The sequence below is a fragment of the Actinoplanes sp. NPDC089786 genome (assembly GCF_040684855.1).
GTDB lineage: Bacteria > Actinomycetota > Actinomycetes > Mycobacteriales > Micromonosporaceae > Actinoplanes.
The window spans coordinates 35511-59952 of record NZ_JBFBGU010000010.1 but is presented as its reverse complement, the minus strand read 5'-3'; the positions used below and the strand labels follow the sequence as shown (position 1 = coordinate 59952).

The window sequence follows — 24442 nt, the reverse complement described above, 5'->3', positions numbered from 1 at the left end:
TCCGCCTTGCGCTTCTCCTCGGCCAGACGTGCTTCCTCGGCCTTGCGGGCCTCTTCGGCCTTGCGTGCTTCCTCGGCCTTCCGGGCCTCTTCGGCGCGGCGGGCTTCCTCGGCGAGGCGGGCCTCTTCGGCCTTGCGCGCCTCTTCGGCGAGGCGTGCCTCCTCGGCGCGGCGGGCGGCCTCGGCCTTCTCCTCCTGGAAGGCGCGGGCGCGCTCGCGGATGACGGCCGACTCGGTGCTCATCCGGCCCAGCCAGAACTCCCAGCGCGACTGCATCGGGCGGATCAGGCCGCCGCCGACGCCGACGATGGTGACGCCGGCGATGGTGGCCAGGACGGCGATCAGGACGGGGCCGGTGACCGCGGTGGCGATCTGCACCTGCTCCAAGGCGGCGATCACGCCCAGGGCGATGATCAGCACGGAGGCGATGCGGGCCAGCAGGCGGCCGTAGGGCAGAGTGCCGAGGGCGCTGGCGATCAGGTCGCCGGCGGCGTTCGCGATGGCCGCGGCGACCACGATGATCACGATGGCCACGAAGGCCCGGGGCAGCCAGGCGATCAGGGCGGAGAGCAGGTCGCTGACCGGGTTGGGGCCGAAGACGCCGAAGGCCAGCTGCAGGGCGAAGAGCAGGATGCCGTAGTAGACGATCTTGGCGCACACGTCGCTGGCGGTGATCTTGCTGCCGCGCAGGGCCCGGCCGATCGGGCCGCGGTCGACGGCGCGGTCGAAGCCGATCCGGTGCAGGCCCTTGCCGACGGCCGCGCGCAGCAGCCGGGCCACCACGTAGCCGATGACCAGGATGACGATGAACGCCAGCAGGGCCGGGAGGAACAACAGGACCGAGCGCCACATGTCGCTCAGTCCGCGGCCGAGGCCGTCGCCAGTCATGCGTTTCTCCTAGGGAGAGCCGAGAAGAGTCACAACGACCTTAGGGGTACCGCGCTCCACCCGCAGGATGAAACGGCTGGGGCAGGGCGTACACAAGTGACGAGACCGTCGTACGGTCAGGAATCGGACTATCGGGCAGGAGGGCATCGTCCAAACGGACGAGGCGGGATACTCTTTCCCCATGGCCGGAACCACGTGCGCCGCTTTGCTCCAGGCGCACGATTGGGTTCGTACCCCATTGGGCCCGATCGACTCGTGGGACCCGGTGGTGCGCGCGGCCGTCGAGGTGATGCTGGCCTCCCCGGTGCCCATGGTCTTCACCTGGGGCGACACCCATCTGCTGCTCTACAACGAGGCGTATGCGGGGTTGCTCGGCGACAAGCACCCCGGCGCGCTGGGCCGGCCGGCCGGCGAGGTGTTCGGCACGCTGTGGCAGGCGCCGAGCGTCGGCGGCGTGATCAACGACGTCTACCGCAGCGGGCAGCCGTTCCTCGAAACCGAGACCCAGGTGCACCTGCCGCGGGGTGAGCAGGCTTGGTTCACCCGGGGACACTCCGTGGTCCGCGGGCAGGACGGGCTGGTGGCCGGCGTGCTGACCGTCGCCGCCGAGACCACCCAGGTGACCCGGCGGCTGCAGAGCCTCGGTGACCTGACCGCGCGGCTGGCCGGCGCGATGACCATCGACGACGTGGCCCGGGTCGTCCTCTCGTACGCGATGAGCGCCTTTGATGTTGATCATTGCGTGTTCGCGGTCGACGACGGCGCGACCGCCTACCGCTACGTGCGGCGGGTGCGGGGCGAGATGCTGGACGAGGCGGACGAGCGGCTGCCGCCGGTCTGGAAGCGGGTCACCGAGCCGCGGGCGCCGCTGGTGGCGGTGGCCGAGGCGGGGCGGGCGACGTTCGTGGCCGACGGGACGCCGCTGGCCGAGGTGGCCACCGACCGGCATGAGCGCCGGATCCGGGCGCTGGCCGTGCTGCCGTTACGCACCCCGTCGTTGCGTGGTGCTCTGACCATGGGTTTCATCGACCCCCACGCGTGGCTGCCGGCCGAGCGGGCGCTGCTGACGGCGATCGCCGAGCTGGTGGCGCAGGCCGCCGAGCGGGCCCGCCGGTTCGAGGCCCAACATGGCACGGCCCAGCTGCTCCAGCGCAGCATGCTGCCGGAACACCTGCCCGAGCTGGACACGTTTCGCATCGCCGCCCGCTACGACGTGGGCGTCGACGGCAACGCGGCCGGTGGCGACTTCTACGACGCGTTCGAGCTGGCCGACGGCCGGCTGGCGATGGTGCTGGGCGACGTGGCCGGGCACGACGTGCGGGCGGCCGCGGTGATGGGTCAGGTGCGGGCGGCGCTGCGGGCCCTGGCGCTGACCGACCCGGCGCCGCCGAGCGTGCTGGCCGGGCTCGACCGGCTGGTCGGCTCGCTGGGCGCCGAGTCGCGCAACGAAGAGATCTTCGTGACCGTGGTGTACGGCCTGCTGGACACCGAGGACGGCACGATCACCCTGGCCAGCGCCGGGCACCCGCCGCCGGTGCTGCGCCGCGCCGGCGTCTCCGGCGGCCCGGCCACGGCCGAACTGGTCAAGGTTCCGCCGGGCGCGCCGCTGGGGCTGGGCGGGCGCTGGCAGACCGGGGTGGTGACGCTCGAGCCGGGCGACACCATCCTGATGTTCAGCGACGGCGTGGTCGAGCGCCGGGGCCGCCCGCTCACCGACGGCCTGGACGACCTGGTCGAAGCGGCGGCGAAAGCGGTCGGCGGCGACCCTCGCAACATGTGCGCGCTGGCCACCTCGGCGGTGACCGGCTCGACCGACGACGACGTGGCGGTGCTGGCCGTCGAGCGGGCGCTGGCGCTGAGCCGGTCGGCGACGATGCAGGTGGCGGCCGAGCCGACCGGGCCGAGCCGGGTGCGGGCCTGGATGGCCGGCAAGCTCCGCGAGTGGCAGGTGCCCGAGCCGGTGGTCGGCGCCGCGGTGCTGTGCACCAGCGAGCTGACCACCAACGCCCTGCTCCACGCGGGCACCCCCGCGTCGGTCCGCGTCGATCTGACCGCCGAACGCCTGCTGGTGTCCGTGGCCGACACCGGCACCCGGGGCAGCGTCACCCGCGCGCACACCGACGCGCTCAGCAGCCGGGGCCGCGGCCTGGGCCTGATCGAGGAGCTCAGCGACAGCTGGGGCACCGATCCGACGGTTCGAGGTTCGACCGTGTGGTTCGAGATGCTGATCCCGGGATAACCACCGGGGGTGCAACTCAGTGATCTCCTCTTCGCCCTGATCGGGGTGGGTGCCCTGCTGGCCGGCATTCTGCCGCGGGTGCTCGAACGGCGCCCGCTGTCCATGCCGATCGTCTTCCTCCTGCTCGGCATGGCGGTCTTCGCGCTGCCGCTGGGCCTGCCCGAACCCGATCCGCTGGCCCACCCGAAGCTGGCCGAGCACCTGACCGAGATCGGCGTGATCGTGGCGCTGATGGGCGCCGGCCTGAAGATCGACCGGCCGCTCAGCCTCCGTGGCTGGCAGTCGACCTGGCGGCTGCTGGCGATCGCGATGCCGCTGACCATCGCCGCGGTGACGCTGCTGGGCTGGTGGTGGGCGGGTCTGGTGCCGGCCGCGGCGCTGCTGCTGGGCGCCGCGCTCGCGCCCACCGACCCGGTGCTGGCCTCGGACGTGCAGGTCGGCGAGCCCACCGACGAGGAGGACTCCGAGGACGAGGTGCGGTTCTCGCTCACCTCGGAGGCGGGGCTGAACGACGGGCTCGCCTTCCCGTTCGTGTACGCGGCGATCGCACTGGCCGGCGCCGGTGGTTTGGCCTGGACGGCCGAGTGGGCGGTGCGGGACGTCTTCTTCAAGATCCTGGTCGGGATCGCCGGCGGGCTGGTCGTCGGCCGGCTGCTGGGCCGGCTGTTCTTCCGGCCCAAGCGCGAGTCGTTGCGGCTGGCCAAGCACTCCGAGGGGTTCCTGGCGCTGGCCGCGACGTTCCTGGCCTACGGGGTGGTCGAGGTGGCCGGCGGCTACGGCTTCCTGGCCGTCTTCGTGGCGGCGCGGGGCATCCGGTCGCTGGAGCGGTCGCACGAGTTCCACCAGATCCTGCACGACTTCGCCGAGCAGACCGAGCGGCTGCTGACCGTCCTCCTGCTGCTCCTCTTCGGCGGCTCCGTGGTGACCGGTCTGCTCGCCCCGCTGACCTGGCCGGCCGCGCTGGTCGGTCTGGCCCTGGTCTTCGTGGTCCGCCCGCTGATCGGATATGCCTCGCTGATCGGCACCGAAGGGCGACACGCCGAGCGCGGGGTGATCGCCGTCTTCGGCATCCGCGGGATCGGGTCGTTCTACTACCTGGCGTACGCGATGACGCACGCAACGTTCCCACAGTCCGATCTGCTCTGGGCGACCGTCGCGTTCGTCGTGCTCGTGTCCGTGGTTCTGCACGGCATCGCCGTCACGCCGGTGATGCGATTGCTGGATCAGTGGAAGTTAAGAACACGCACGGTAACTGAAACTCGATAATTTCCGACATTGAACCCTCAGATGGTGGCGGAGCGTATTGATTGGCGTATGGTGGTCGACACACGGCGACGTCCACGATGGAGCGAGTCAATGCGGATCAGAGGTTTCGCGCCGGCGGCACCCTGCTGGGTCGAACTGGCCAGTGCAGAGCCGGGCCGGGCTCAGGAGTTCTACGCGAGCCTGTTCGGCTGGGATCCCGCCGGCGATCGCTTCAAACTGGGCGGCCAGGCGGTCGCCGGGCTCACCCGGACCCGGCCGGGCCGTCCCGCCGGCTGGCTGACCTACTTCGCGGCCGAAGATCTGGGCCGGGCCGTGCAGCGGTTCGCCGCCGCCGGTGGCCGCTGCCTGAGCGGGCCGACCGAGGGCCGGGGTGGCCGCGGCGCGGTGGTCGCCGACCCGTCCGGCGCGACGCTCGGGCTGTGGGAGGCGACCGACTTCGCCGGCGCCCAGATGGCCGGCGAGCCCGGCACGATGGCCTGGCCCGAGCTGCTCACCGCCGACCCGGCGCAGGCCGAGCGGTTCTACGGCTCGGCGTTCGGCTGGCTGCTGCGCGACGGTATCGAATGGCTGACCCCCGGGCACGACGCGGTGGCCGGCCTCGCCCCCGGCGGCCGGGTGGCCCGCTGGCGGGCGGCCTTCCAGGTGGCCGACTGCGCGGCGACCGTGGCCACGGCGGCCGACCTGGGCGCCGAGGTGGTCATCGCCCCGACCGACATGGGGCTCGGGCTGATCGCCGAGCTGCGCGACCCGTGGGGTACGCCGTTCGCGGTGACCGCCCCGACCTCGCGCCCGGTCGACCTGATGCTGACCTTCAGCGCGATGGCCGGCATGGAGCTGACCTTCCCGGGGTAGGTAGCACGGGTGTACGAGAACTACACCCATGAAAGAAGGCGTGGTCATGGCTGCTCCCTCCGGAGACAACACGATCAAGGACCCGGACGACTGGACCACGGGTGACGAGCCCGCCACCGGGGCGCAGGAGTCATATCTCCACACGCTGGCGAGCGAGGCCCACGAAGAGGTGCCCGCCACGCTGACCAAGGCGGAGGCGTCCCAGAAGATCGACGAGCTCCAGGAAAAGACCGGTCGCGGCCGCTGAGCCGCTCCTGACCGAAGGGCCACCCCTACTGCAGCGGGGGTGGCCCTTTCTTTGTCTTTGTGGGTTTGTCCTTTGCGGGTGACCGCGCACGCAGGTGGAGCGAAGCGACCCTCGGCGGGAGCGACGGTCTGAACCACCCACCCAGCTACGACATCGGTTTCTGGCCGTCAACTCGGGTTGACGCAGACCTCCCGTCAACGTAGGTTGACACCTATGACCGAAGCGACCGACCTGGCTGCTGCCGCCTCCAGTGCTGACCCCCGGGTCGGGCTGCGTGCCGTCGTCGCCCTCCGTCGCCTGCTCGAGGGCCTGGAACACCTCCAGGTCGCCAACGCCCGCCGCAAGGGCTGGAGCTGGCAGGAGATCGCCGACGCGCTCGAGGTGACCCGGCAGGGCGTGCACAAGAAGCACGCCCGCCTGATGCCGATGATCGACCCACGGAAGGACTGAGATGTTCGAGCGATTCACCCACGGCGCACGAGAGATCGTCGTCGGCGCCCAGCATGAGGCGCGCGAGCTGCACCAGTCCCCGATCGGCACCCAACATCTGCTGCTGGCGATGCTGGCCGACCCGTCGTCGGCCATCGCCCGGGCGCTCGCCGCGGACGGCATCGACCAGCGCTACGTCCGCGCCGAGATCCTCCGCCGGGTCCCCGCCGACGCCGCGCCGGACACCGCCACCCTCGTCGACCGCGACGCCGACGACCGTGAGGCGCTCAAGGCCATCGGCATCGACCTCGACCAGGTGCGCCGGGCCATCGAGGAGAACTTCGGGCCCGGGGCGCTGCGGCTGCCCCGCGCGCAGGCGCCGAAACGGCGCGGGCTGTTCGGCCGCTTCTACGCCGGCGAGGGCGCCAAGGGACACATCCCGTTCAGCCCGCGCAACAAGAAGGTGCTGGAGCTGAGCCTGCGCGAGGCCCTCCGCCTGAAACACAACTTCATCGCGCCCGAACACCTGCTGCTCGGCCTGCTCCGCGAGGGCGACGGCCTGGCCATGCAGATCATCACCGAACGGGAGGTCGACCTCGGCCGCCTCCGCACCACGCTCACCCAGGCGCTGAACGACAAGGCCGCCTGAAGGTTCCCGGGCGCCCCGGCCGGGTACTGGGGCGCCCATGAACTACCGGGTGGAGTACAACGGCGGTGACCTCGAGGTCACCACCCTCGACGCCGCGATGGACAACGCCAAGAACGCGATCGCCGCCGACCTCGGCCCGATCAGCGGCTGGACCGTCGAGCACGACGAGAGCATCAACGACTGGTTCATCCAGGGCGTCGTCAACGGCGAGCCGATCGGCCCCACCGCGGTCATCACCGGCCCCGACCCGATGGTCGCCTCGGTGGCCGCGCCGAGCCACCCGGCGCGCGACACCGACGGCTGGCTCCAGCGGGTCTCGTTCAGCGGCCAGACCGCGGCCGAGGCCTTCGGCGCGGCGACCAGCTGGCTCAACTCCCGGGCCTCGGTGATCACCGTGACCGACGTGTCCTGGTCGGACGGCCGGCTGCGGCTCTACTTCACCGAGCGCTCCTGACCGACGCCGTGGCCGACCCGGCAAGCTGGCCCGCATGGAGCTGCCGGGTCACCGGTGAACGTCAGTCGGTGTGGGGCAGTTTCGAGGCCGGGACGACGCCGAGGCGGCCCTTCTGGAAGTCGTCGAACGCCTGCTTGAGCTCCTCGCGGGTGTTCATCACGAACGGGCCGTGGTGGGCCACCGGCTCGCGGAGCGGGCGGCCGCCCATGATGAACAGGTCGAGCTCGGACGAGGACGAGACCCGGATCGCGTCGCCGGGGCCGTACACCGCGAGCTGGCCCATCTCGATCGGCCGGGCCTCGGCGCCGGCCGTGCCGCGGCCGGACATCACGTAGACCAGCGCGTTGTAGTCGGCCGGCCAGGGCAGGTCGAGGCGGGCGCCGGGCTGGAGCGTGACGTGGGCCAGGTTGATCGGCGTGTGCGTGGAGCCGGGGCCCTCGTGACCGGCCAGGCCGCCGGCGATCACCCGGATCAGCGCGCCGCCGTCGGGGGTGGTGAGCAGGACCGACTCGCGGCCGCGGATGTCCTGGTACTTCGGGGCGATCATCTTGGCCACGCGCGGCAGGTTCACCCACAGCTGCATGCCGTGGAACAGGCCGCCGCTCATCACCAGTTGCTCCGGCGGCGCCTCGATGTGCAGAATGCCGCCGCCGGCCGTCATCCACTGGGTGTCGCCGTTGGTGATGGTGCCGCCGCCACCGTTGGAGTCCTGGTGGTCCATGACGCCGTCGATCATGTAGGTGACCGTCTCGAAGCCGCGGTGCGGGTGCCACGGTGTGCCCTTCGGCTCGCCCGGGGCGTAGTCGACCTCACCCATCTGGTCCAGGTGGATGAAGGGGTCGAGCTCGTTGACGGGTACGCCGGCGAAGGCGCGCCGCACCGGGAAGCCCTCGCCCTCGTAGCCGCTCGGCGCGGTGGTGAGCCGGCGGACCGGGCGCTGCTGGGCGGCGGGGTCGAGTTCGGGCAGGCGGGGCAGGACGAGGACGTCGTCGACGGTGATGGCGGGCATGGCTCAGGCCTTTCTGATCCGGGCGAACGCGCGGCCGATGACGGCGAGTTCCTCGTCGTCGAGGTGGTCGATGAAGCGGGCACGAACGGTTCTGAGGTGAAGCGGGGCGGCGGCCTCGAGCTCGGTCAGGCCGGCGCTGGTCAGCACGGCCTCGCTGCCGCGGCCGTCAGCGGCGCACGGCTGCTTGCGGACCAGGCCGCGCTTGACCATCGAGTTGATCTGGTAGGTGATCCGGCTGGGCGAGAACACCAGCCGCCCGGCCAGCTCGCCCATCCGCAACCGCTTCCCGGGCGCCTCGGACAGCACGACCAGCACGTGGAAGTCGGCCATGCTCAGGCCGGTGGCCGCCCGCAGCTCGTCCTCGAGCCGGGTGTGCAGCGCCCACGACGACTCGACGTAGGCGCGCCACGACTCCTGCTGCGTCGGGCTGAGCGGTTCGGTCACGATCCCCACGATAGGTCTTTCAAAATTGAAATACCAGAGATGTGGCGTACGCCTCCGTTAGCCTGCTTTTTGATGGCTCCCCTCCGCATCGCCTTCCCCACGCGTCACCCTGTTCCGGCCACGGCGGTCCGCTGATGCCCCGCGTCCTGGTCACCGGCGCCGGCGGGATGATCGGGCGCGCCGCCGTCGATCATCTGCTCGCTTCGGGCGTACCCGTCACCGCCTTGTCGAATGTGCCCCTGGAGAGTGACGGCGCGCGGGTGGTCATCGGGGACGCGCGGGACCCCGGCGTGGTGGCCGGCGCGCTGGACGACGTCGACGCGGTCATCCACCTGGCCGCGATCCCGTCCCCGCTGAGCGACCCGGCCGAACTCGTCTTCGCCCTGAACACCCAGGCCACCTTCACCGTGCTCGACCAGGCCGGCCGGGCCGGGGTGCGGCGGGTCGCGCTGGCCAGCAGCTACGCCATCTGCGGCCTGCCGTTCGCGCCCCACCGGCTGACCATGCCCTACCTGCCGATCGACGCGGCGCTGCCGTTGCAGATCCACGACGCGTACGCCCTGTCGAAACGCGTCGACGAGGAGACGGCGGCCATGATGCGCCGCCGCTACGACCTGACCGTGGTGGCGCTGCGGCTCCCGTTCGTCGGCTCGCCGTCCGACCGGCTGGCCTCGGCCGCCCGGCGATACGCCGACGACCCGCTGACCGGCGCCAACGACGTCTGGTCCTATCTGGACACCCGCGACGCCGGCCGGGCCATGGTGGCGGCGCTGACCCCCGCGTCGCCCGGCTGCCATGTCGTCTACGTGGCCGCGCCGACGACCCTGGCGCCGTACCCCACCGACGACCTGCTGGCCCGCTTCCACCCCGGCACCCCGCGCCCGTCGTTCCCCGGCCGCACCGTGCCGATCGACCTCGCACCGGCGCGCGAGCTGATCGGCTTCACCGCGCGGCACATCTTCGAGGGCCGGCCTTAGCAGGTGTCCCCGGCGCTGCGCTGGTTCTTCGCCGGTCGCTCGATCTCGCTGATCGGAAGCTTCATGTCGCCCGTGGCCCTGGCCTTCGGCGTCCTCGAGCTGACCGGCAGCGCCGCCTGGCTGTCCGCGGTCACCGCGTCGGCCCTGGTGCCGATGGTCGCGACGATGCTCCTCGGCGGCGCTGTCGCCGACCGCTACCGCCGCGACACCGTGCTCGTGCTGACCAGCCTCGGCGCCGGCCTCGCCCAGACCGGCGTCGCGGTGCTCCTGCTCACCGATCGGCATCCCGCGCTGCTGCTGCCGTTCTCCGCCCTGAACGGCGTCTTCCAGGGCCTGACCACGCCCACGCTCCGCGGCATCCTGGCCAACCTGACCTCCGGTCCCGGCCTCCAGCGGGCCGGCTCCCTGCTGGCCGCGGCCGGCAACATCGCCCGCATCGGCGGCCCGGCCGCCGCCGGCCTGCTCACCGCCGCGGCCGGCGGCGGATGGGCGATCGCCGCCGACGCCGCCTCGTTCCTGCTGGCGGCCGCCTGCTTCGCCCGGATGAGGTTGCCCCGCCTGGAGCCCCGGCCCGCCGACCTGCGGGAAGGCTGGACCTGGTTCAGGTCGCACCGCTGGTTCTGGTCGGTCACCCTGGCCTTCGCCGTCTTCAACGCCGCCAACATGGGCTTCTGGCAGATCCTCGGCCCGGTCATCGCCAACACCACCATCGGCGCCGCCGCCTGGGGCCTGGTGCTGAGCGCCCGCGGCGCCGGCGCCCTGCTCTCCAGCGTGGTCCTGGTGCGGGTGCCGCTGATGAGCCGGCCGATGCGACCGGCCCTGTCCTCGATGACCGTGGCCACGCTGCCGCTCATCCTGCTGGGCGCCGGCGCCGGCACCGTCGGGCTGGCCGCGGCGTCCCTGCTGGCCGGCGCGGCCGCCGAGTTCTTCACCGTCACCTGGCAGACCGTCACCAACACGCTCATCCCCGAGCGCCTGCTCTCCCGGGTCGGCGCCCACGACGAGTTCTGGTCGACGGCGTCCTCCCCGGCCGGCCAGCTGGCCGCCCCCCTCCTGGCCGCAACCTTCGGCACCGCGGTCGTGGCCATCACCGGCGGCGCGATAGCAGCGGCGGCGATGCTCCTGACGGCCTCCATTCCCGCGTTCCGAGCCATCAAGATCGGCCGTGACCCGGGCTGACGGGCGGCGGCGGCGCTTGTTCCCCTGGGGTGCCCGCTCGTGTTCACCTGGGGCTCCCGCTCGTGCTTGGCGACTTGCTCTGGCGCCGTCGCCGCCGCCTTGATTCGCACCCTGCGCAACGACGCCGCCCGCGCCACTCTGACCAGTGTCCTGATCCTCTCCATCCTGCTTCAGGTGCCCGCGGCCCGCGCCGTGATCAACCACGTCGCCTTCGGCCGCACCAACTCCGGCGGGATCCTCCTCGGCCGCCACCAGTGGCAGAAGCTCAAGGCGCGCGGTGTCATCCGGCGCTTCAGGTAGACCTCTGATCCGGCGTTTCCCGCCAGGAAGCCCGCCCTCGCGGATCATCTTTACCAGCCAGAGCACTACCGTTCCTGAGGTGTGGTGGAGGAGCGAGCCCGGGACAGCCTGATCGGTGTCGGCGCGGATCTGTTTGCTCCTGACTCCGTTTCTGACGTGTGGTGGAGGAGCGGGCGCGATGGCCTGGTGGTGGCAGACGCTGATCGGTGTCGGCGCGGGTCTGCTGCTCGGGTGGCTCGCCCTGGTGGTCGCGCTCCTGGTCGCCAAGCCCGGGACGGCGCAGATCAAGGAAGCCCTCCGGCTGCTGCCCGACGTGTTGCGGTTGCTGCGCCGGCTCGCCGCCGACCCGACGCTGCCCCGCGGGGTGCGTGTGCGGCTCGGTCTTCTCCTGGCCTACCTGGCGTTCCCGTTCGACCTCGTACCCGACTTCATCCCCGTCCTGGGCTACGCCGACGACGCGATCATCGTCATCGTTGTGCTCCGCTCCGTCGTGCGTCACGCCGGACTCGCCGCGGTCCGAGAGAAGTGGCCAGGCACGGAAGACGGCTTCGCCGCCCTCATCCGCCTCACCGGACTCACCCGGTGACACAACGCCCTCAACACCCACTCGCGGACCGCCCGGCGGGCGTCGCCAACCTCGCGGGCCTCGCCGCCGGCCGCGAAGCCTAGGCAGGCCGTGCCGTGGTCAATCGCGAGAGACTCAGGCAGGAACCCCGTCCGGCAGGTCGATATGCGTGGAAGCCCCGTGGTGTCAGCCACCAGGCATCAGTCGGGGGCGGGTGACGCTCAGGCCGCGAGCCATTGATGACGTCGGCGCGGCGAAGCACTTGATCAAGTATGCCGACCGTGACCCTGCCCGATGAGGATCGGGGATGCACACCATGCGCTGGCCAGATGGCGCGACCGCACGAGGATGGCGCGAAGCGCCGTCAGGGTGGCCACGCACGCAGAATGAAGGTCGCGCGGCTCTGTTTTGGACGCGCCAGCGGCCAGGAGCCGGGTGGCCGCCCTCGGCGGGAGCTGCGGTCTGCACCACCCACCCAGCAACGACATCATGCTCTTGATCTTGAAGTTGCGGTCAGCGCCACCCCCTCGGATGCGAGATCCTGATCTCTGACTTCCGGCGAATCACTGCGGACGCGAACGGCGACGGGGACGGGCATGGCTGAGGTGGCGTTGCGGGCGTTGGGTGAGGCGGACATGGACGCGGTGTTCGCGCAGATGCGCGACCCGGAATCGGTGCGGATGGCGGCATTCACCGCGGACGATCCCGATGACCGGGTCGCCTTCGACGCGCAGCGGGCGCGGATCGCGGTGTGGCCCGGGGTTCAGGAGCGCGCGATCACCCTGGACGGCGTGTTCGTGGGAACCATCGCCACGTTCGTGCAGGACGGTGAGACCGAGCTCACCTACTGGGTGGATCGGGCGTTCTGGGGGCGGGACATCGCCGGGCGGGCGGTGAAGCTGATGCTCGACGAGGTGCGGACCCGGCCGATCGTCGCGCGGGCCGCGGCGGACAACGCCGGGTCGTTGCGGGTGCTGGCGAAGAACGGGTTCGTGGTCGTGGGGACGGAGACCGGGTTCGCGAATGCGCGGCGGGAGGAGATCGAGGAGTGCGTGCTTCGGCTCGAATGATTGGATGGCGGCATGGGGTTGTTCACGGTTGACGAGGCTCGGGCTGAGCTCGTCCGGTTGCTGCCGATGCTTGACGAGATGGTCACGGTGCGTGCTGACATGGTGGAGTTGGCGTCGGGGGCGCCTACGCCGCTGGGTGGGCTTCCCGAACGCAAGGCGGCCGAGGCCCGGCTCAACGAGCTGATGACCGAGGTCCAGCAGACCGGCGCCGAGCTGAAGGGCGTGGCGCCGCTGCTCATCGACTTCCCCGCCGACCTGGACGGGGTGCCGGTGCTGCTGTGCTGGCTGGAGGGCGACGCCGAGCTGTCCTGGTACCACCGGGTTGACCTGGGGTTCGCCGGGCGGCGCAAACTGTAGGCATGTCTCGAGTCGTCGTCATCGGCGCCACCGGCCACATCGGCACCTACCTGGTTCCGCGGCTGGTCCGCGCCGGCCACGAGGTGATCGCGCTCAGCCGGGGCAGCCGCGATCCCTACCACCCGTCCCCGGAATGGCAGTCGGTACAGCGCGTGACCGCCGACCGCGAGACCGCTTCGTTCGGTGACCGGGTCGCCGCGTTCGAGGCGGACGCCGTCATCGACCTGGTCTGCTTCACGCCGCAGCAGGCCCAGGACCTGCTCGACGCGCTGCGCCCGACCAAGCCGCTGCTGGTGCACTGCGGCACGATCTGGGTGCACGGCCCCGCGCTGCGCTCCCCGATCACCGAGGATGAGCCGCGCACCGCCTACGGCGACTACGGCGTCGCCAAGATGCACATCGAGTCCCTGCTGCACCGCGAGACCCGCACCGGCGGCGTGCCCAGCGTGGTCCTGCACCCGGGCCACATCTCCGGCCCCGGCTGGCCGGTCATCACCCCCGCCGGCAACCTCGACCCGACCGTCTGGACCACGCTCGCGCTGGGCAAGCCGCTCCCCCTGCCCGACAACGGCCTCGGCGTCCTGCACCACGTCCACGCCGACGACGTGGCCCAGGCCTTCGAACGCGCCCTGACCCGCCCCGCCGCCATCGGTTCGAGCTTCCACACCGTGGCCGCCCAGGCCATGACGATGCGCGGCCTGGCCACCGGCGTGGCGGCCTGGTTCGGTCGCGAGCCGGCCTTCGACATGGTGTCGTGGGCCGAGTTCGAGACCCGCGTCGGCGCCGATCACGCCGCGACGTCCCGCGATCACGGCCACCGCAACATCGCCGCGAGCATCGACCGGTCCCGCGACGTTCTGGGCTATTCGCCCAGGTACACGGTGTTGGAGACGCTGCGCGAATCGGTCCGCTGGCTCGCCGCCAACGGCCAGGTGGACGTCGGCGGACAAGAATTCTGAAGATCATTGACCGCAACTCCCGCCAAGGCCCTGTTTTCGTCCCAACCAGATCAAGATCAAGAGCTTGATGTCGCACCTGGGCGGGGAGCCCTGACCGTCGCTCCCGCCGAGGCCGGCCGCGCGGCTCCTGGCCGCTGGCGCGTCCAAAACAGAGCCGCGCGACCTTCATTCTGCGTAAGTGGTCACCCTCCAGGCGCTCCGCGCCCCAACCCCTCCACCGCCCCGCTACTCCACGCCGCGCCCCAACCTCGCCACCGCCCGCTGCTCCTCGTCGGGCCCACTGCTTTCGTGCTCGCGCGTCGCAGCCCCGGTTCGGGCGGCTCGCCGGTGTCGCCGACGCGGTGGGCTACGGAGCACCGCGATCCCGCCCCCTGATCCGGCGAGGGCTGAGCAAGACTGATCTGCTGACGATGCATGAACCGCACACACGTTGGGAGCCCGGTATGGCACGTCTCAAGCAGGTCGTCGTCGATTGCGAGACGCCGTCCGCGCTGGCCCGGTTCTGGGCGGAGGCGCTGGACGATTTCGACATCCGGCCCTACGACGACGAGGAGGTCGCCCGTCTGGCCTCGCTCGGCCTCACGCCGGAGACCGATCCGGTCGTCATCCTCGACGGCCCCCACCTCGAGGTCTGCTTCCAGAAGGTCGAACTCGAGCCGCGATCGAAAACCCCCGTGCACTTCGACATCGCGTCCGCGGACTGGCGGGCTGAGATCGACCGCCTCACCGCTCTGGGCGCAACCGTCAAGGAGCGTTTCGAGGCCCACGCCTGGATGCGCGATCCGGAGGGCAACGACTTCTGCATCGTCGACGGCACTCGCTGACCGTCCGACCCGGCCCGTGACGTCCGTGCCGGGTTCCGTCTGGGTCAGAACCTGACGGTCGACCAGTCGTTTCAGTCCGGCGCGACTGCCCTCGTGGATTGCCGTTCGTGCTCGAATCCGGCGTCGACCTCGGTGTGTGCCCGACGACCGCGTCCAGCGGCGCACACCAATCACATTGCCAGTGACCGCTGCCGCTGCCCCAGTCACTGCTCGAGCCGCTGTTGCTGTTGCGGCCATGATCCGTTCGGTCATACCCAGCACCCACGCGACCTAGCCACCGCAAACATCATGACCAGCACAGACGCCACGCCATCGGGCGATGGCGAACTACCGAAACTCACCGACACCGTGTGTGAGCGAGCATGGGCAATACGCCAGGCCAACCACCGCCCTGAGCTCCTTTGCTCTGCGCACATATAGGCAACACTCGGATACCGGCAACATCCGGATACCGCCACCATCGAAGCGGTGCCTATATGTGCGCAGAGCAAAGGGCCGCAAAGTAGGTGGCCAGCGTCACGGCGGGGCGGGGCGCAATGGTCGCCAGCCTGCGAAAGCTCGCACGGCGAGGTACAGCGCGGCGTGGGCACTCGACGGGAGAATTAAGGACCGACGCGCGCGGGCGAGACGCCGATCCAGGCGCACGAGACACGGGGGGAAGACGCAGAGGCGAGACGCGGGCCGGCCGAGCCGTCGACCCAAGCGCACGGGGCAGGCGCACGACCGGGGCTCACGGGGAGCCTAGGTGGGCAACCCGAGCGCGGGTGAGGCGCGGCGGCGGCTTGTTCGGACGCTGGGCGGGTTGTGGGGAATCCGTTGGGGCGGGCGCGGCCCGCGGGCTACGGGCGCCGGGGTTCTGCTCGACGGGAGAGTGGCGCTCCGGAGCCTTTGTAGTGGCGAGTCGGCGTTGGGCGGTTGGGGTGGGTTCGCGGGGTGGCTGGTGGTCTTGGAGAGGGTGACCACTTACGCAGAATGAAGGGGTCGCGGCTCTGTTTTGGCCGCCCTGCGGCCTGGAGCCGGGAGCCCAGCCTCGGCGGGAGCGACGGTCAGGGCCACCCGCCCAGGTGCGACATCGCGTTCTTGATCTTGTCGTTGGGTGGGTCAGCTGGTCATGAGGAGCATGGCGGCCACGCCGGTCAGGACCAGGATGGCCATGGCGATCAGGAGGCCCCGCTCGGAGGAGGCGGCGGGCTCGGAGGCGATGGGGGTGGTGATGGGCTCGGAGCTCATGGTGATCTCCTCGGAAGAGGGGCGGTCGACATGCAGAATCGGCACGGTCGGCTTAGCGTGTGGGCGTGCCGCTTACTGATTGGTTCCTCACCAGCGAGGAGCGCGGCAACCCGGACTCCTCCATACCCACCTGGACCGCCGGAAACACGGCTGAACCGCTGATACACGGTGAAACGTATTTTGACCGGCTGGTGGCCGAGGTGGAAACCCTGGGCGAGGGCGACACGTTGTTCTTCACCGACTGGCGGGGTGACCCGGACCAGCGGATGCGGGACGACGGGCCGACGATCGCCGAACTGCTCGCCGCCGCGGCGAAGCGTGGGGTGGTGGTCAAAGGGTTGCTGTGGCGCTCGCACCTGGACAAGTTCGCGTACTCCGAGGAGGAGAACCGGTCGCTGGCCGACGATGTGGCCGCGGCCGGCGGCGAGGTGCTGCTCGACCAGCGGGTACGGCGGGGTGGCTCGCATCACCAGAAGCTGGTCGTGATCCGGCGCAAGGACGGTGACGACCTGGCGTTCGCCGGTGGCATCGACCTGTGCCACAGCCGGCGGGACAACGCTGACCACGCCGGTGACCCGCAGGCGGTGGTGATGGCCAAGGCCTACGGCGAGCATCCACCCTGGCATGACGTGCAGCTCCTGCTGCGCGGGCCGATCGTGGGGGCGCTCGACCTGACCTTCCGGGAACGCTGGACCGACCCGGCGCCGCTCGATCAGCACGGGCCGATCTCCACGATCCAGGACAAGCTGCGGCACGCCGACCTCAGCGCCGACCACCTGCCCGAGCAGCCGCCTGATCCGCCGCAGGTGGGAACGCTGGCGATTCAGGTGCTGCGGACCTACCCGGCGATGCGGCCGGCCTACTCGTTCGCGAAGCTCGGTGAGCAGACGGTCGCCCGTGGGTACACGAAGGCGATCAAGCGGGCGCGGCGGCTGATCTACCTCGAGGACCAGTACCTGTGGTCGCGCGAGGTGGCCAACCTGTTCGCCGAGTCGTTGCGCCAGCACACTGACCTGCACCTGATCGCCGTGGTGCCGCGTCACCCGGATGTGGACGGGCGGTTCGCGCTGCCGCCCAACCAGGTCGGCCGGGAACACGCGATCTCGCTGTGCCGGAAGGCCGCCCCGGACCGGGTGCACGTGTTCGACGTCGAGAACCATCAGGGCACGCCGGTGTACGTGCACGCGAAGGTGTGCGTGGTCGACGACGTCTGGGCGTCCGTGGGGTCGGACAACTTCAACCGCCGGTCGTGGACGCATGACAGCGAGTTGTCGTGCTCGATCCTGGACGAGACGGTCGACGGCCGCTCCCCGGCCGATCCGGCCGGTCTGGGCGACGGCGCCCGCCGCTTCGCGCGGGATCTGCGGCTCCGGCTGCTGCGGGAACACCTCGACGCGTCCGACGACGAGGGCCTGGTGGACCCGGACGAGACGGTACGCCGGGTGAACGCGACCGCGGACCGGCTGCGGGACTGGCATCGCGGCGGACAGCGGGGTGCCCGGCCGCCGGGCCGGCTGGTGCCGCACGAGACGGGCAAGTTGTCGTGGTTCACGAAGGCCTGGGCGACGCCCGCCTACCAGCTGATCTATGACCCGGACGGGCGCCCGCGGCGGGACCGGCGGGCCGGCAACTGGTAGGGCTGGGCATACCCGGGTCCTAGGGCTGGACGGCTCGTGGCGGGCGGTGCCGATTGCCTACCGTGATCGGCATGTCCAGCATCTGGCCGGCCCTGCGTACCCGGCGTTTCCTGCTTTCTTCCTGGCCCTGGCGGTCCCTGCTCTACATGGTGACCACCGTGATCGTGGCCGCGCCGGTGGCCGCGGTCAGCTGGCTGCTGGCCCTGCCGTGGCTGGTGACGCTCAGCGACCTGCGGAACGGGCAGCTTCCGCACTACCACAACTACCTGCTGATGGTCGTCAGCGTCGTGGTGCTGGCGCTGTTCGGCCCGCTGGTCGCGGTGCCGCTGGCCGCGATCGAACGGCGGCGGCTCGGGCTGCTCGACCCGCGGGAGGTCCGCAGCGCGCACCGGCCGGCGCCGAGCGACCCGATCGCCTGGCTCCGGCTGCGCTACAGCGAGGCCGCGACGTGGCGCGAGCTGCTCTACGGGCTGCTGTTCACCCTGGTCGTGCCCGTGGTCTACGGCGTGCTGGTCGTGATCACCGGGATCGAGCTGGCGCTGCTGACCGCGCCGCTGTTCGCCGTGGGCTCGTCGGCGATCCAGCTCGGCTCGATGACCATCGACACGCCGGGCGAGGCGGCGATCGCCTCCGTGATCGGTCTGGTGCTCATCCCGCCGCTGGCCTACCTCGGTGGCGGGGTGGCCGCCGCCCAGGCCGCCGCCGCGCGGGCCCTGCTCGGTGACAACGACCGGACCTCCGGCGCCCTGCGCGAGGTGGCCCGCTCCCGGGCCCGGCTGGTCGACGCGTTCGAGGCGGAACGCCGCCGCATCCAGCGCGACCTGCACGACGGCGCCCAGCACCAGCTGACCAGCCTCACCCTGCAACTGGGCATGGCCCGCCTCGACCTGCCGGCCGGCTCGCCCGCCGCCGAGCCGCTGAACCGGGCCCACGACCAGGCGAAGGACCTGATGGTGATGCTCCGCGACATCGTGCACGGCATCCGCCCCCAGGTGCTCGGCGATCTCGGCCTGATGCCGGCGCTGCGCGAACTGGCCGACCGCGCGCCGCTGCCGGTGATGGTCATCGCCCCCGACGTGGTGACCCGCCCGCCCGAGCACGTGGAGACCACGGCCTGGTTCGTGGCCTCGGAGGCGCTCGGCAACGTCACCAAGCACGCGGCCGCCCAGCACGTCGAGGTGCGCGTGATCTGGGACGGAGAAGACCTGATCCTCGAGGTACGCGATGACGGCGCCGGCGGCGCCGACCCCACCGCCGGCAGTGGCCTGACCGGGCTGGCCGACCGGGTCGCGGCGGCCGGGGGCAGGCTGCTGCTGGCCTCTCCGCCCGGGGGTGGCACCCTGGTGCGCGTGGAGTTGCCGTGCCGGTGAGAGTGGTCCTGGCTGAGGACGGCGTGCTGCTGCGCGAGGGTCTGGCCGGCCTGCTGGGCCGGTTCGACTTCTCGGTCGTGGCCGCCGTCGGTGACGCCGTCGCGCTGGTCTCGGCCGTCGCCGCGACCACACCCGACCTGGTCATCACCGACATCCGGATGCCGCCCGAGCACACCGATGACGGCCTGCGCGCCGCCGTCCAGCTGCGGACGTCCCAGCCGTCGCTGCCCGTCGTGGTGCTCAGCCAGTACGTCCAGGAGGAGTACGCCTCGACCCTGCTCGACACCGGCACCGGCCGCGGCGTCGGCTACCTCCTGAAGGACCGTGTCGTCGACGTCGAGGATTTTGTGGCGGCGCTGCGATCGGTGGCCGCGGGCGGCACGGTGATCGACCCCGAGGTGGTGCGGCGGCTGCTCAACCGGTCCCGCGACCCGTTGAGCCGCCTGTCGGCCCGGGAGACCGAGGTGCTGGCGCTGATCGCCGAGGGCCACTCCAACTCGGCCATCGCGGGCCGGCTCTTCGTGTCCGAGGCCGCCGTCGGCAAGCACGTCGGCAACATTCTCAGCAAGCTCGACCTGCCACCGGCCGAGGACACCAACCGCCGGGTCCTGGCCGTCCTGGCCTACCTGCGCAGCGACAATCCCCGCTGACAGGTCAGCGGCGGGGCAGCACACCCAGGAGCGTGGCGGTCAGGGCCAGCTTCAAGGCGTCCTCGAGCTCCAGGTGGAAGCGGGCCAGTTCGGGCTCGGCCTGGTAGGCCGCCAGCAGGCTGGGCGGCGGGGTGCTGTAGGCCGACAGCGCGCCGGCCATGACCATGGTCTGCAGGCTGAACAGGGTCGCGTTCTCGCCCAGCTCGGGCAGACACTTCCGGATCAGGTCGGTCATGGTGGTCAGGCGGTCCAGGGAGGCGCGCTTGTACCGTGCCACGACCTCGACCGACACGTTGTGTTCCAGGACGCTGCCCTGGGCGCCGAAGAGGTCGCACAGCACCACCCGGGCGGCGAGGGAACGGCTGAGGATCTCGGCCACCGCGGCCGCCCGCCCGGCCATGGGTGACTTCTGGTCGACGCCGTCGGCCAGCTCGCCGGCCAGTTCGGTCAGCCACTCGCGCAGGAAGTGGTCGAGCAGTTCCAGCAGCACCGCCTCGCGGGACTCGAAGTAGCGCAGCACGTTCGGTTTGGCCAGGCCGACCCGGCGGCTGAGCTCGTTCAGGGTGACCGCGGCCACCGGCATCTCGTCGAGCATCGCCGACGCCATGTCGAGGATCGCCCGCCGGCGGATCTCCCGCTGCTCCTCGGTTCGCGCCCGCTGAAACGTCATGATCACCAGCCTAACTTAGGTACCTGCGGTACGTTGACAACGTACCGTGAGTACTTTAACGTCGTCGGCACAAGATACCTTCGGTACGTTAGAGAGTCAGGGGCTCGACATGAGCGAGAAGTGGACCACGGCCGACCTTCCCGACCAGCGCGGACGGGTGGCCGTCGTGACCGGGGCCAACACCGGGCTGGGGTACGAGACGGCCAAGGCGCTCGCCGGGCGCGGCGCGTCCGTGGTGCTCGCCGTACGGGATGTCGAGAAGGGTGAGCGGGCCGCGGCCCGCATGACCGGCGACGTGACCGTGCTGGCGCTCGACCTGACCTCGCTCGACTCGGTCCGGACCGCGGCGGCGGCGCTGCGGTCCCGGCTCGACCGGATCGACCTGCTGATCAACAACGCCGGCGTGATGTACACACCGAAGCAGACCACCCGGGACGGCTTCGAGCTGCAGTTCGGCACCAACCACCTCGGCCACTTCGCGCTCACCGGGCGGCTGCTCGACCTGATGCTGCCGGTGCCCGGCTCACGCGTGGTGACGGTCAGCAGCACCGGCCACCGCATTCGGGCCGCGATCCACTTCGACGACCCCCAGTGGGAGCGGTCGTACAGCCGGATCGCCGCCTACGGTCAGTCCAAGCTGGCCAACCTGATGTTCACCTACGAGCTGCAGCGCCGGCTCGCCCCGCACGGCACCACCGTCGCGGTCGCCGCGCACCCCGGCCTGTCCAGCACCGAGCTCGCCCGCAACACCCCCGCCGCCCTCCGGCTCCCGCTCACCTGGCTCGCGCCGCTGATCACACAGACACCGGCGATGGGCGCGCTGGCGACCCTGCGCGCCGCCACCGACCCGGCCGTGCTCGGCGGCCAGTACTACGGTCCCGGCGGACGCAACGAGGTGAAGGGCCACCCCCGCCTGGTCACCTCCAGCCCCGAGTCGTACGAGGTGGCCGTCCAGCAGCGGCTGTGGGCCCTCTCGGAGAACCTCACCGGCGTGACGTTCCCCGTCGCTCAGCTCACGCGCGGCTGAAGGCTCCAGTTGGCCGGGACCCAGATCGGGGCCTCGGGGTGGCCGGCCAGGGCCAGCGTCACCCGCCACGACTGCATCGGCGGCCGGCCCTCGGTGTCCCAGCGGCGCAGGATGTCGCCGGCGTCCTGGGCGAGGGCGCGGCTGCCGGTGGTCAGGACGGAACCGTCGGGCGGGATGGCGGCGCCGTTGACCCGGTCCTCATCCAGGAGGACCAGGCAGGAGTGCTCGGTGCCGGGGATGGCGGCGTGGGTGGCTCGGCGGTGCCAGACGCCGGCGGCGTACCACAGGTCGCGGTAGGTGATGGCGTCGACGGGCGGGTCGAAGCGGGGCGCCGAGGCCGGGGTGAGCGGGGCCAGCTCGCCGGGGGCGGCCGGCGCCGGGTGGGCGAACTGGTGGTGCGCGGTCAGCGGGCCCGCGGCGCTCATGAAACCGGACGGGCAGATGACCTCGGCGGTCACCGGGCCGGCGGCGGCGCCCCGGACGGCCAGCACGGGATGGGTCCCGGCGTGTTCGACCGGGACCACGGCCAGGCCACCGGGGTCGAGCTGGTTCAGCCATCGGGGTGACAGGCCCGCCACGCCGACGGTGACGATCACGCGGTCGAAGCGGTGGCCGGGGGCTCCGGCGTACCCGTCACCGGTCTGGACCTCGACGCCTTCCACGCCCACGCCGCGGAGGGCGGCGGTGGCTCGGGCGGCCACGTCGTCCTGGACGTCGACGCTGACCACGGTGGCGCCGAGGGCGGCCAGCAGGGCGGCGTTGTAGCCGGTGCCGGCGCCGATCTCGAGGACCCGGTGGCCGGGGCGCACGTCGAGCGCGGCCAGCATGATCGCCATCAGGGACGGCTGGCTCGAGGAGCTGATCGGCAGCCGGCCGTCGACCTTGGTGACCAGGACGTCGTCGCGGTGGACGAGGTCGAGGAAGTCGTGGTCGCGGGGCGTGACCCAGCCGCCGCGGGGGCGCTGGAAGCCGTCGGGGACGAAGGCCTCGCGCGGCACGGCGGCGAACGCGGCGGCCAGCTCGGGGGTGAGCGGCGCGCCGGCCGTGCGCATCTGGTCGACGAGGCGCGCCCGCCGGTCGCTGCCGGTCACCCGTTCACCGTACGGCGGCCACCGCGGCGGTGAGACCTTCCCGCACGTCCGCGGCGTGATACGGGTGTTCGGCGGGCTCGATCTTGGCCACGAAGTCCGCGTAGATGACCGCCCGGCGCAGGTGGAAGACCGGGCGCATCAGCTCGGCGGCGAGCTGCGGGTCGCTGTCCGGGCGGGCGGCACGCCAGCGCAGCGCCCACGCCACGGTCAGCGCCTCGGCCTCGGTGCCCGGCAGCCCCTCGGTCAGGCGCAGGATGTCGTCGGCCGGGTGCCCGACGCTGGCGTCGCCCCAGTCCATGATCACGGCGGGGGCGCCGGACCGGATGCGGGCGTTCCCCGGGTGCAGGTCGCCGTGCACGATCGTGTCGGGCAGGCGGCAGGCGGCGATCCGCTCGAGCCGCCGGGGCAGCTCGTCGATCACCTCGCCGAGGCCGTCGACGTCGGCCCGATGCCCGGCGGCGACCCGGGCGAACGGCTCGACGGCCAGGCGCGCGTCGGGCAGGCCCACGGCGAGCAGGTCGTCGACCCGGTCGGCGAAGTGTTCCTGCACCGGGTGCCACTCGGCGGCGATCTCGGCGCGCACCCCGGCGCCGGCCCCGAAGCCGTCCTCGCCGGGCACGTGGGCCAGCAGCATCCGGCCCTGGGAACCGGCGGCGAGCAGGGGCGGCACCAGGCCGGGCGCGACCCCGGCGACCAGGCCGAGCACGGCCGGCTCGTGGGCGAAGAACTCGGGCACCTGCTTGAGCCAGGCGACCGGGGCGCCGGCCACGTCGAGCCGCCAGATGGCGGAGAGGTTCCACGTCTTGCGCTGGGTGGCGACGGCGTTGGGGCTGCCCAGGGCGTCGAGCGCGGCGATGGCCCAGCGGATGGAGGCGGCCGGGCCGCCCGGTTCGGCGTACGGGGCGCGGCACGGCTGCGGCGACAGGTCGGGGTCGGCGGGCTCCACCGCGATCGGCGGCGACCCGGCCAGCTGGGCGAGATACGTCACCGTGCCGCCGCCGGTGGCCGCGGTGGCGCCCGAGGCGGTGAGCAGACGCAGCACCTGGACCTCGATCCCGTAGCGGGAGCGGGCGCCGGCCACCACCTCTTCGACCTCCGGCCACCACGGCACCGACACGTCGAACGGCGGCAGCGCGCCGAGCGGGACACCGAGGGTGTCGAGCAGAACCAGTTTCACTGTGCGACCCACGACCGAGACCGTAACGTGTGCGACGTTTCCGCGCGGGGCTCCGGGGATACCGTTTCGGCGTGAATTCCGCAGAGGTCGGGTGCCGGTTGGTCTTCGACGTGACGTCACCCGCCGAGATCGTGCTCCAGATCGCGGCGGCGGGCGCGTCGTCGGAGAGCCTGACCGCCACCTGTGACGGCCGGCCGCTGGCCGTCTCCGACGACTTCCGGGCGCCGGTCGGCCGGGTCGTCGTCTCCTACCAGGCGCGCGTGTCGACGCCACCGCCGCCGGCGCCGATCGGCCGGATCGAGGCGCTCCGGCCCAGCCGATACTGCCCGTCGGACCGGTTGGGCGGCTTCGCGGCCCGCATGTTCGGTGGGGCGGACGACCCCGTGCGGGCGATCGTCGACTGGGTCAACCGGCACCTGATCTATCAGGCCGGCGCCAGCGGCCCGTCCACCGACGCGATCGACACCCTGCTGTCCGGCCAGGGCGTCTGCCGGGACTACGCCCACCTGACCGCCACCCTCTGCCGGTCGCTCGACATCCCGGCGCGGGTGGCCGCGGTCTACGCCCCCGGACTGTCCCCTATGGACTTCCATCTGGTCACCGAGACGTTGCTGGACGGCGAGTGGCGGGTGTGGGACGCCACCCGGCTGGCGCCGCGGCCGACCCTGGTCCGGATCGCCACCGGGCGGGACGCGGCCGACACCGCCTTCGCCACCACCATCACCGGGGCGCTGACCATGCCCGAGCTGGAGATCTTCGCGGTGGCCGCGGACGACCTGCCCTACGACGACCATCAGGCGCTGGTCTCGCTGCCCTGACGGTACTTTCGTACCACCGACGGCTGCCCCATGATCGGCCGGAGGACGGTCGTTCCGGGACATCT

At 71.8% G+C, this 24442-nt stretch carries 26 protein-coding genes and 1 pseudogene; 20 read left to right on the top strand and 7 right to left on the bottom strand.

Annotated elements, in window-relative coordinates; all coding sequences use genetic code 11:
- Positions 1 to 146: 146 nt before the first annotated feature.
- A pseudogene (locus tag AB0O15_RS26425) lies at positions 147 to 887 on the bottom strand (hypothetical protein); the annotation flags it as partial.
- Positions 888 to 1068: 181 nt separating this feature from the next.
- Here AB0O15_RS26425 and AB0O15_RS26420 point away from each other — a divergent pair.
- From AB0O15_RS26420 to AB0O15_RS26390, 7 genes are all read left to right on the top strand, one after another.
- The gene (locus tag AB0O15_RS26420; protein ID WP_364323380.1) at positions 1069 to 3126 is read left to right on the top strand and encodes a SpoIIE family protein phosphatase; all 2058 of its coding nucleotides are present in this window, start codon (positions 1069 to 1071) and stop codon (positions 3124 to 3126) included.
- Positions 3127 to 3135: 9 nt separating this feature from the next.
- Positions 3136 to 4392, top strand: a complete 1257-nt coding sequence (locus AB0O15_RS26415) for a cation:proton antiporter (RefSeq protein WP_364323378.1) — start codon at positions 3136 to 3138, stop codon at positions 4390 to 4392.
- Between the two features lie 90 nt (positions 4393 to 4482).
- Positions 4483 to 5244, top strand: coding sequence for a VOC family protein (locus tag AB0O15_RS26410; protein WP_364323375.1), 762 nt, complete (start codon positions 4483 to 4485; stop codon positions 5242 to 5244).
- Between the two features lie 46 nt (positions 5245 to 5290).
- Entirely contained in the window at positions 5291 to 5491 is a 201-nt protein-coding gene (locus AB0O15_RS26405; protein ID WP_364323373.1) for a DUF3072 domain-containing protein, read from the top strand.
- Between the two features lie 213 nt (positions 5492 to 5704).
- On the top strand, positions 5705 to 5941 hold the full coding sequence (locus tag AB0O15_RS26400) for a helix-turn-helix domain-containing protein (RefSeq protein ID WP_364323371.1): 237 nt from the start codon (positions 5705 to 5707) through the stop codon (positions 5939 to 5941).
- 1 nt (position 5942) lies between these two features.
- Positions 5943 to 6569, top strand: coding sequence for a Clp protease N-terminal domain-containing protein (locus tag AB0O15_RS26395; RefSeq protein ID WP_364323369.1), 627 nt, complete (start codon positions 5943 to 5945; stop codon positions 6567 to 6569).
- A gap of 37 nt (positions 6570 to 6606) precedes the next feature.
- On the top strand, positions 6607 to 7023 hold the full coding sequence (locus AB0O15_RS26390) for a hypothetical protein (RefSeq protein WP_364323367.1): 417 nt from the start codon (positions 6607 to 6609) through the stop codon (positions 7021 to 7023).
- Positions 7024 to 7084: 61 nt separating this feature from the next.
- On the opposite strand, the gene AB0O15_RS26385 is transcribed toward AB0O15_RS26390, so the two are convergent.
- Positions 7085 to 8032 carry a pirin family protein gene (locus tag AB0O15_RS26385; protein ID WP_364323365.1) on the bottom strand — a complete coding sequence of 316 codons (948 nt, stop codon included), beginning with the start codon at positions 8030 to 8032 and terminating at the stop codon, positions 7085 to 7087.
- Between the two features lie 3 nt (positions 8033 to 8035).
- On the bottom strand, positions 8036 to 8476 hold the full coding sequence (locus tag AB0O15_RS26380) for a MarR family transcriptional regulator (protein WP_364323363.1): 441 nt from the start codon (positions 8474 to 8476) through the stop codon (positions 8036 to 8038).
- Positions 8477 to 8610: 134 nt separating this feature from the next.
- Here AB0O15_RS26380 and AB0O15_RS26375 point away from each other — a divergent pair, with 134 nt between their 5' ends.
- From AB0O15_RS26375 to AB0O15_RS26340, 8 genes are all read left to right on the top strand, one after another.
- Complete coding sequence (locus AB0O15_RS26375; protein ID WP_364323361.1) at positions 8611 to 9453, top strand: NAD(P)-dependent oxidoreductase; 843 nt, start codon at positions 8611 to 8613, stop codon at positions 9451 to 9453.
- 3 nt (positions 9454 to 9456) lie between these two features.
- Positions 9457 to 10632, top strand: a complete 1176-nt coding sequence (locus AB0O15_RS26370) for an MFS transporter (RefSeq protein ID WP_364323359.1) — start codon at positions 9457 to 9459, stop codon at positions 10630 to 10632.
- A 39-nt stretch (positions 10633 to 10671) separates the two neighbouring features.
- Positions 10672 to 10932: a hypothetical protein gene (locus AB0O15_RS26365; protein ID WP_364323357.1), complete on the top strand. Its 261-nt coding sequence runs from the start codon at positions 10672 to 10674 to the stop codon at positions 10930 to 10932.
- Between the two features lie 178 nt (positions 10933 to 11110).
- Entirely contained in the window at positions 11111 to 11518 is a 408-nt protein-coding gene (locus tag AB0O15_RS26360) for a DUF1232 domain-containing protein (protein ID WP_364323355.1), read from the top strand.
- 575 nt (positions 11519 to 12093) lie between these two features.
- The gene (locus tag AB0O15_RS26355; RefSeq protein WP_364323353.1) at positions 12094 to 12567 is read left to right on the top strand and encodes a GNAT family N-acetyltransferase; all 474 of its coding nucleotides are present in this window, start codon (positions 12094 to 12096) and stop codon (positions 12565 to 12567) included.
- A 12-nt stretch (positions 12568 to 12579) separates the two neighbouring features.
- On the top strand, positions 12580 to 12924 hold the full coding sequence (locus AB0O15_RS26350) for a DUF2203 domain-containing protein (RefSeq protein WP_364323351.1): 345 nt from the start codon (positions 12580 to 12582) through the stop codon (positions 12922 to 12924).
- Positions 12925 to 12926: 2 nt separating this feature from the next.
- Positions 12927 to 13883: an NAD-dependent epimerase/dehydratase family protein gene (locus AB0O15_RS26345; protein WP_364323349.1), complete on the top strand. Its 957-nt coding sequence runs from the start codon at positions 12927 to 12929 to the stop codon at positions 13881 to 13883.
- Positions 13884 to 14293: 410 nt separating this feature from the next.
- Entirely contained in the window at positions 14294 to 14707 is a 414-nt protein-coding gene (locus AB0O15_RS26340) for a VOC family protein (RefSeq protein ID WP_364323347.1), read from the top strand.
- Between the two features lie 1101 nt (positions 14708 to 15808).
- On the opposite strand, the gene AB0O15_RS26335 is transcribed toward AB0O15_RS26340, so the two are convergent.
- Complete coding sequence (locus AB0O15_RS26335; RefSeq protein ID WP_364323345.1) at positions 15809 to 15937, bottom strand: hypothetical protein; 129 nt, start codon at positions 15935 to 15937, stop codon at positions 15809 to 15811.
- 65 nt (positions 15938 to 16002) lie between these two features.
- On the opposite strand from AB0O15_RS26335, the gene AB0O15_RS26330 reads away from it, so the two are divergent.
- The 3 genes from AB0O15_RS26330 to AB0O15_RS26320 all read left to right on the top strand — a co-directional run bounded on the left by AB0O15_RS26330 (position 16003) and on the right by AB0O15_RS26320 (position 19594).
- Entirely contained in the window at positions 16003 to 17574 is a 1572-nt protein-coding gene (locus tag AB0O15_RS26330; protein ID WP_364323343.1) for a phospholipase D-like domain-containing protein, read from the top strand.
- A gap of 71 nt (positions 17575 to 17645) precedes the next feature.
- Positions 17646 to 18944: a sensor domain-containing protein gene (locus tag AB0O15_RS26325; protein WP_364323341.1), complete on the top strand. Its 1299-nt coding sequence runs from the start codon at positions 17646 to 17648 to the stop codon at positions 18942 to 18944.
- Positions 18941 to 19594, top strand: coding sequence for a response regulator transcription factor (locus tag AB0O15_RS26320; RefSeq protein ID WP_364323802.1), 654 nt, complete (start codon positions 18941 to 18943; stop codon positions 19592 to 19594). The genes AB0O15_RS26325 and AB0O15_RS26320 overlap by 4 nt, the downstream gene beginning before the upstream one ends.
- A 4-nt stretch (positions 19595 to 19598) precedes the next feature.
- Here AB0O15_RS26320 and AB0O15_RS26315 read toward each other — a convergent pair whose 3' ends face one another.
- Positions 19599 to 20264, bottom strand: a complete 666-nt coding sequence (locus AB0O15_RS26315) for a TetR family transcriptional regulator (RefSeq protein WP_364323339.1) — start codon at positions 20262 to 20264, stop codon at positions 19599 to 19601.
- Positions 20265 to 20373: 109 nt separating this feature from the next.
- On the opposite strand from AB0O15_RS26315, the gene AB0O15_RS26310 reads away from it, so the two are divergent.
- Positions 20374 to 21291: an SDR family NAD(P)-dependent oxidoreductase gene (locus AB0O15_RS26310; protein ID WP_364323337.1), complete on the top strand. Its 918-nt coding sequence runs from the start codon at positions 20374 to 20376 to the stop codon at positions 21289 to 21291.
- Here AB0O15_RS26310 and AB0O15_RS26305 read toward each other — a convergent pair.
- Together AB0O15_RS26305 and AB0O15_RS26300 are read right to left on the bottom strand one after the other, a co-directional pair.
- Positions 21273 to 22382 carry a methyltransferase domain-containing protein gene (locus AB0O15_RS26305; RefSeq protein WP_364323335.1) on the bottom strand — a complete coding sequence of 370 codons (1110 nt, stop codon included), beginning with the start codon at positions 22380 to 22382 and terminating at the stop codon, positions 21273 to 21275. The genes AB0O15_RS26310 and AB0O15_RS26305 overlap by 19 nt on opposite strands.
- A 4-nt stretch (positions 22383 to 22386) precedes the next feature.
- On the bottom strand, positions 22387 to 23571 hold the full coding sequence (locus AB0O15_RS26300) for a phosphotransferase (protein WP_364323333.1): 1185 nt from the start codon (positions 23569 to 23571) through the stop codon (positions 22387 to 22389).
- Positions 23572 to 23630: 59 nt separating this feature from the next.
- On the opposite strand from AB0O15_RS26300, the gene AB0O15_RS26295 reads away from it, so the two are divergent.
- Positions 23631 to 24377, top strand: coding sequence for a transglutaminase-like domain-containing protein (locus AB0O15_RS26295; RefSeq protein WP_364323331.1), 747 nt, complete (start codon positions 23631 to 23633; stop codon positions 24375 to 24377).
- Positions 24378 to 24442 lie beyond the last annotated feature (65 nt).

What these genes read in the sequence shown, in the direction of transcription:
- AB0O15_RS26375 (WP_364323361.1), top strand. Translation starts at nt 8,611, where the DNA reads ATGCCCCGCGTCCTGGTCACCGGCGCCGGCGGGATGATCGGGCGCGCC.
- AB0O15_RS26385 (WP_364323365.1), bottom strand. Translation starts at nt 8,032, where the DNA reads ATGCCCGCCATCACCGTCGACGACGTCCTCGTCCTGCCCCGCCTGCCC.
- AB0O15_RS26405 (WP_364323373.1), top strand. Translation starts at nt 5,291, where the DNA reads ATGGCTGCTCCCTCCGGAGACAACACGATCAAGGACCCGGACGACTGG.
- AB0O15_RS26355 (WP_364323353.1), top strand. Translation starts at nt 12,094, where the DNA reads ATGGCTGAGGTGGCGTTGCGGGCGTTGGGTGAGGCGGACATGGACGCG.
- AB0O15_RS26400 (WP_364323371.1), top strand. Translation starts at nt 5,705, where the DNA reads ATGACCGAAGCGACCGACCTGGCTGCTGCCGCCTCCAGTGCTGACCCC.
- AB0O15_RS26360 (WP_364323355.1), top strand. Translation starts at nt 11,111, where the DNA reads ATGGCCTGGTGGTGGCAGACGCTGATCGGTGTCGGCGCGGGTCTGCTG.
- AB0O15_RS26340 (WP_364323347.1), top strand. Translation starts at nt 14,294, where the DNA reads ATGCATGAACCGCACACACGTTGGGAGCCCGGTATGGCACGTCTCAAG.
- AB0O15_RS26310 (WP_364323337.1), top strand. Translation starts at nt 20,374, where the DNA reads ATGAGCGAGAAGTGGACCACGGCCGACCTTCCCGACCAGCGCGGACGG.
- AB0O15_RS26345 (WP_364323349.1), top strand. Translation starts at nt 12,927, where the DNA reads ATGTCTCGAGTCGTCGTCATCGGCGCCACCGGCCACATCGGCACCTAC.
- AB0O15_RS26395 (WP_364323369.1), top strand. Translation starts at nt 5,943, where the DNA reads ATGTTCGAGCGATTCACCCACGGCGCACGAGAGATCGTCGTCGGCGCC.
- AB0O15_RS26325 (WP_364323341.1), top strand. Translation starts at nt 17,646, where the DNA reads ATGTCCAGCATCTGGCCGGCCCTGCGTACCCGGCGTTTCCTGCTTTCT.
- AB0O15_RS26335 (WP_364323345.1), bottom strand. Translation starts at nt 15,937, where the DNA reads ATGAGCTCCGAGCCCATCACCACCCCCATCGCCTCCGAGCCCGCCGCC.
- AB0O15_RS26350 (WP_364323351.1), top strand. Translation starts at nt 12,580, where the DNA reads ATGGGGTTGTTCACGGTTGACGAGGCTCGGGCTGAGCTCGTCCGGTTG.
- AB0O15_RS26420 (WP_364323380.1), top strand. Translation starts at nt 1,069, where the DNA reads ATGGCCGGAACCACGTGCGCCGCTTTGCTCCAGGCGCACGATTGGGTT.
- AB0O15_RS26410 (WP_364323375.1), top strand. Translation starts at nt 4,483, where the DNA reads ATGCGGATCAGAGGTTTCGCGCCGGCGGCACCCTGCTGGGTCGAACTG.
- AB0O15_RS26315 (WP_364323339.1), bottom strand. Translation starts at nt 20,264, where the DNA reads ATGACGTTTCAGCGGGCGCGAACCGAGGAGCAGCGGGAGATCCGCCGG.
- AB0O15_RS26390 (WP_364323367.1), top strand. Translation starts at nt 6,607, where the DNA reads ATGAACTACCGGGTGGAGTACAACGGCGGTGACCTCGAGGTCACCACC.